Origin of the sequence: Vannielia sp. (genome assembly GCF_029212645.1) — a bacterium.
Lineage (GTDB): Bacteria > Pseudomonadota > Alphaproteobacteria > Rhodobacterales > Rhodobacteraceae > Vannielia.
The window spans coordinates 1-4,992 of the sequence record NZ_JARGND010000091.1; the positions used below are offsets into that span (position 1 = coordinate 1).

The window sequence follows — 4,992 nt, forward strand, 5'->3', positions numbered from 1 at the left end:
CCTGGGTATAAATTCCGTCCATTCCCTAATCGTTCCGATACCAAACAGATGCCGCCAATATGGCGGCGAAACACGGTTAACCAATAGCTGGATGATGACCTTGTTTGGTCGAGAGTTCAACCTTCGGGTGATTGGCGCGACGAATGTTTCCACCCTCCGCACCAGACCCTTATACCGTATTCCGTCATAGCGATGCTCTCGGGGCAGGCACCGCTTTTCTGAAACGCCTCAAGTTCGGCTTCCACGGCGTTGTATTTGAAGACCAAAGCGTGGCGGTGTCACGGAGGACCACCACCGCCGCTTAAAAATTGCCATCTGCAATAGTCCATCGTCCGAAGACACGAGAGCAGTGGTTATACAAGCACTGCGAACCGCAAAACATGCGCGACCGATTGGGTAGAAAAGTGATCGATCCAAATGGCCAGAACACGCGGTAGGCGCGTTGCTCGGGGTGCCAGCTTAGGCAGGTGGATTTCGCGGGTTTGTTTGCATCCCATCCCTTGACGAAACCGCTGATGACAAATGATTTTCCCGCGTCTAGCCTGGCCGCATGTCGAACCGGCCTTGGACTGACGCAGAGAATGACCTGATCGTCGCGGATTACTTCGCGATGCTGGCTGCGGACTTCGCTGGCCAGTCCTATAACAAGGCTGCGCACAATCGCGATCTTCAGGTCCAGATCGACCGCAACCGCAGTTCGATTGAGTTCAAGCACCAGAACATTAGCGCGGTTCTCCGGGCACTCGGAGAGGACTGGATCCCCGGCTACAAGCCCGCGCAAAACTACCAAGGCACACTAGAAGACGCGGTGGCGCGTTGGCTGGAACTCAACCCTGGCTGGCTGTCCCGCATTCTGGATCGGCCCGCGATGGGCCTGCGCGACGCAGCTCAACTTTGGGTTGGACCGCCCCCGACGCTCAGCAACCAGCCGCCCCCTCCTGAGCTTGAGCAAACCATCGCCACCGCCCGCAAGTTTAACGTCGCCGAACGTGATGAGCGCAACCGCGCGCTTGGCCGGGCGGGGGAGGAACGCGCGCTGGCGCATGAGAAAGCGGTGCTGGCTGGTTCCGGGCGCTCTGATCTTGCGTCAAAGGTGCGTTGGGTCTCGGAGGAGGATGGCGATGGCGCGGGGTATGATATTGCTAGCTATGCGCCGGATGGCCGGCCCCGATTGATCGAAGTGAAAACGACCAACGGCTGGGAACGCACGCCCTTCCATATTTCGCGCAATGAACTGGCTGTTGCCGATGAACGGCGGGCAGACTGGTGCCTCATGCGGCTCTATCACTTTGCACGCGAGCCGAAGGCGTTTGAGCTGCGCCCGCCGCTGGACGCCCACGTGTCGCTGACCGCCACGAGCTTTCAGGCCAGCTTTCACTGAGCGTCAGTCAAACACCTTTTTCAGGCTGCTGGGCCCACGGCATCTCGGCCAGGCCACAGAGGAAAAAGATTGGCAGAACCATGGGCTCACGCCGCAAGACCAGCCGCGGTGGGACAAGCCATGCCAACCGCATCACGAAGCTGACATGGCGGTTGCAGATGCCGTCCTCTGTGGCGGGATCGGCGATGGTGGTGACATCGCCGCGCCCAAGCCTGCCCCCATCTTAGCCACTCGTCCGATCTTCCGGGACGCCTCAGGCGGCGAACCGTTGACCCTTAATGACATCAAAAACCTGGCCCGCCGGGCAGGGCGGCGCAGACGGCAAGTGACGTTAAGGAAGTGGCTGTAGGCCTCTGTAAAATAAGGGATTATCGCATCCTTTTCGGTGCGAAAGGCACGTTTCCCAAAGGCGCAAGGGCGAGGGTTCTATCGCCCCGGAGGTGGCGAAGGCAACCCGCTTTTTCTGCTTGTATCCCAAGGCCCTGCCGATAGTATCCCGCGCACAAAGGAGGCCTCTGCGATGCTATTTCGTTTCATCGACTCGCTGAACGAGCTGGTCGGCCGGATCATTTCCGTTGTGGCCGTCCTGTTTGCAGCAATCATAATTTACGACGTGTTCATGCGCTACGTCATGAACGAGCCCACACGCTGGGCCTTTGATGTTACCAAGATGCTCTATGGCTTCTACTTCGTGCTTCTGGGCGGGTATGCGCTGCGCCATCAGGCGCATGTTCGGGTTGATCTCGTCACCGAAGTCCTGGCGCCCAAGACCCGCCGCATCGTTGAGGTGCTTGGCTACCTTATCTTCTTCTTTCCCTTTGCGTGGGTGTTCATGACGCGATCTTACGAGTTCGCCATGCGGTCCTACACGCAGGGTGAAACCACCTATGGCTCGGTCCAACTGCCGGTCTACCCGTTGAAAATGGCGATGGCTGTCGCGGCTGCGCTCTTGATGCTGCAAGGGATTTCCGAAGTCTTGAAGCTAATTGTTGACCACCGAGAGGAGCGGCCAAGTGGCACCTGAAATAATCGCGCTTTGCATGTTCGGCCTTTTGTTGCTGGGCCTGTTCATGGGGCACCCGCTCGCCTTTGTGTTGGGCGGCACCGCCGTTCTGGGCACGCTGATCGCGGGCAAGCCGATGGTGCTGGGCATCGTCATCAACCGCATCTTTGGCGACGTTCTGAGCAATTTCACCCTGATCGCCATTCCGCTATTCATATTGATGGCAAGATTCCTGTCAGACAGCGGGGTGACCGACAAGATGTTCGAGTCGCTCCGGTTGCTGATGTCGAACGTGCGGGGCGGACTTGCGCTCGCCGTGGTTTTTATCTCGATCCTGCTGGCCGCCACGACGGGCATTATCGGCGCGTCCATCACGGTGATGGGGGTCATGGCCCTGCGCCCGATGCTGCAATATGGCTATAGCCCGACACTGACGACGGGCGTGATCGCGGCGTCCGGTTGCCTTGGCATTCTCATTCCGCCGTCGATCATGCTGATCCTGATGGCCAGCTACTCGCCGCTTTCCGTGGGAGAGCTGTTTGCCGGGGCAATGGTGCCGGGCATCCTGCTTGGGCTGCTCTATGCCGTTTGGGTGGTTGTCGTGGCAATCGTGCGCCCCAGCATGGCCCCCGCCGTTGAACCGGACGAGAAAATCAGCAAGCCCGCACTGGCCCGTATGCTGGTGATCGAGGCGGTTCCGCCGCTGGTTCTGATCCTCGGCATTCTGGGCTCGCTGCTCGCTGGCATCGCCACCGCGACCGAAGCTTCGGCCATTGGCGCGGCACTTGCTTTAGGGATCGTGATCCTGCGCGGCAAGTTCAACTGGAAAAGCTTTTACGGTGCGATGCTGGAAACCGGCCGCACCTCGGCGATGGTCCTGTTCATTGTCGTTGGGGCCACGGCCTTTACCGGCGTATTCAACATCACCGGCGGGTTGCGCGCCACACAGGATATCATCCGTGGGCTCGAAATGGAGCCATGGTTGCTGATCACGATCATGATGTTCATCGTGTTCATTCTGGGGGCGTTTCTGGACTGGACGGGCATCGTGCTTCTGTCCTTCCCGATCTTCCTTCCGATCGTGCAGGAAATGGACGTGAACCTGCTGTGGTTCGTGGTTCTGATGTCTGTGGTTCTGCAAACGTCCTTCCTGACGCCGCCCTTTGGATATGCGCTTTTCTACTTACGTGCGATCGCACCGGCGACAGTGAAAACGACACATATCATCGTAGGGGTTTTGCCATTCATCGGCCTGATCCTGATGATGTGCATGGCCGTGGCGCTGTTCCCGCAACTGATCACATGGCTACCTGAAACTCTCTATACCAAGTAACCTGAGGAGGTATTCTGATGACGTTGAAATCAACAATTTTCGCAGGCGTTGCATTCGCGGCAACTCTGTCGACGCCAGCGATTGCGCAGGAAAGCTGGACCATGACCAGCACCTGGCCCACATCCCTTGAACTGATCGAGATCGACAAGCACTTCGTTGAGCTGGCCAACAAGCTGACAGGCGATGAGCTCACCATCGAATTCTTCGAAGGCGGCGCACTCGTGCCCGCGGGCGAAGTGTTTGGTGCGGTTGAATCCGGCACCATTCAGGCCGGTGGCGACTGGCCGGGATATTGGGCCGGGCGCAACTCTGCGTTTTCGCCCCTCGCAACCACCGCCAGCCTGTTCAACGCGGTTGACTACGTCAACTGGATCGAACAGTGGGGCGGTTTCGATCTTTACAACGAGATCTACGGCAAATTCGGCATGGTTTATCTGCCTTACGGCGTGACCAACAACGAATCCGGCTTCCGCACCAACAAGAAGATCGAAACCCTGGAAGACCTTCAGGGCATGCGTTTGCGCCTTTCGGGGCTTGAGCAAGGGCGTCTTCTTGAGAACCTGGGCGGCAGTCAGGTGTCCATGGCCGGTGGTGAAATCTACCAGTCGCTGGAACGCGGCGTGATCGACGGCGCAGAATTTTCAACGCCGAACGTCGATTTCTCGGGTGGCTTCCATCAGGTGACGACGCACTGGGCGACCCCCGGTTGGCACCAATCCGCGTCTGCCTTTGGTGTGATGATCAACAAGGCGTCCTGGGATGCGCTGTCCGAAGAGACACAGGAAAACCTGAAAATCGCCGCTCAGGCCAACCTGATCTGGTCGCTCGCCTTCACCGAAAAGCGCGCGACTGAAGCCTACCAGCAGTTCAAGGACGCGGGCGTCGAAATCACCCGCTATGATGATGAAACGCTGGCCAAGGTTCAGGAAATGGCGAACGATGTGATCGAGCAAACCGCTTGCGAAAATCCCGATTCCGCCAAGGTGTACCTCAGCCAGCTTGAGTATCTCGCCGATTACGCCAAATGGCGCGATGCCTCGGCCCCGTTCAACCTGGGCCGCACACCAAACGGACCGGATATCGAAACGATCCGTGCCTGCGTAGAATAAGCGATACTCAAGTCGATACTGTCAATGGATTAAGGCCCCGGAGTTATTCTCCGGGGCCTTTTGTTGTGGGGTGGGGAACCCCCCTTAAGTGAGGCGGGTTGCCCCCCCTCCTGTCAGAGTTTTTCGAGCAGTTCGGGGACGGCGGTGAAGAGGTCGGCGACCAGGC

General features: G+C 58.4%; 4 protein-coding genes. All 4 read left to right on the forward strand.

Going from position 1 to position 4,992, the window contains the following annotated elements:
• Positions 1-550: 550 nt before the first annotated feature.
• The 4 genes from P1U55_RS15725 (at position 551) to dctP (ending at position 4,826) form a co-directional block, all read left to right on the forward strand.
• Complete coding sequence (locus P1U55_RS15725) at positions 551-1,381, forward strand: DUF3883 domain-containing protein (RefSeq protein ID WP_301048585.1); 831 nt, start codon at positions 551-553, stop codon at positions 1,379-1,381.
• A gap of 520 nt (positions 1,382-1,901) precedes the next feature.
• Positions 1,902-2,405 (forward strand): TRAP transporter small permease subunit, encoded by a 504-nt coding sequence (locus tag P1U55_RS15730; RefSeq protein WP_301048586.1) that lies wholly within the window; start codon positions 1,902-1,904, stop codon positions 2,403-2,405.
• Positions 2,395-3,717: a TRAP transporter large permease subunit gene (locus tag P1U55_RS15735; RefSeq protein WP_301048587.1), complete on the forward strand. Its 1,323-nt coding sequence runs from the start codon at positions 2,395-2,397 to the stop codon at positions 3,715-3,717. Before P1U55_RS15730 ends, P1U55_RS15735 begins: the two co-directional genes overlap by 11 nt.
• Before the next feature lie 17 nt (positions 3,718-3,734).
• A complete protein-coding gene (dctP, locus tag P1U55_RS15740) occupies positions 3,735-4,826 on the forward strand; it encodes a TRAP transporter substrate-binding protein DctP (RefSeq protein ID WP_301048588.1) in 1,092 nt (363 codons plus the stop codon).
• The last annotated feature ends 166 nt before the right edge of the window (positions 4,827-4,992 follow it).